This window comes from Planotetraspora phitsanulokensis, from assembly GCF_016863295.1.
Taxonomy (GTDB): Bacteria; Actinomycetota; Actinomycetes; order Streptosporangiales; family Streptosporangiaceae; genus Planotetraspora; species Planotetraspora phitsanulokensis.
This window is the reverse complement of record NZ_BOOP01000095.1, coordinates 1-562: the sequence shown is the minus strand read 5'-3', so window position 1 is coordinate 562 and position 562 is coordinate 1. Positions and strand designations below refer to the sequence as shown.

The window sequence follows — 562 nt, the reverse complement described above, 5'->3', positions numbered from 1 at the left end:
GGGGAGGCGAGGGTGCAGGGGCATGCGAGTACGCGGTCGTGGTTGCGGGGTGGGTGTGGGTTGGATGGGGGTTCGGCTGGGCGGGTGCTGGGGTTGGCGGTGGAGTTGGTTCGGTTGCCGGTGGTGGCGGCCCGGTTTGCGGAGGGGTCGTTGTCGGAGGGGGTGGTGGCGGCGATTTGTGCGGCGGTCAGCGGGTTGAGTGATGAGCAGGTGGGGGTGGCGGAGCCGATTTTGGTGGGGTTGGCGGATGAGGCGGGTCCTGCGGAGGTGGCTCGGGCGGGTCGGTTTTTGCGGGAGATTTTGGATCCGGGGTGGGCGGAGAAGGAGTCTGAGGCTGACCACGGGCGGCGGTTTTTGCGGGTGCGGCCGACGGGGTCGGGTGGGGTGGAGGGGGAGTTTCGGTTGCCGCGGGAGGCGGGGGCGCGGTTGCGGGCGTGGCTGGATGCGTATGCGCGGCCGAAGGTGGAGGGTGATGAGCGGTCGTTGCGGGTGCGGAATGCGGATGCGTTGATTGCGTTGCTGGACAGCAAGGTGACGACCGAGTTGCTGGTTTTGGTCCCGG

1 protein-coding gene is annotated in these 562 nt (G+C 68.9%); it reads left to right on the top strand.

Translation table 11 applies throughout. The features are described from left to right. Positions 1 to 12 precede the first annotated feature (12 nt). Positions 13 to 562 (top strand): DUF222 domain-containing protein (locus tag Pph01_RS42530; protein WP_239117427.1); only part of this gene is annotated, 550 nt, incomplete at its 3' end.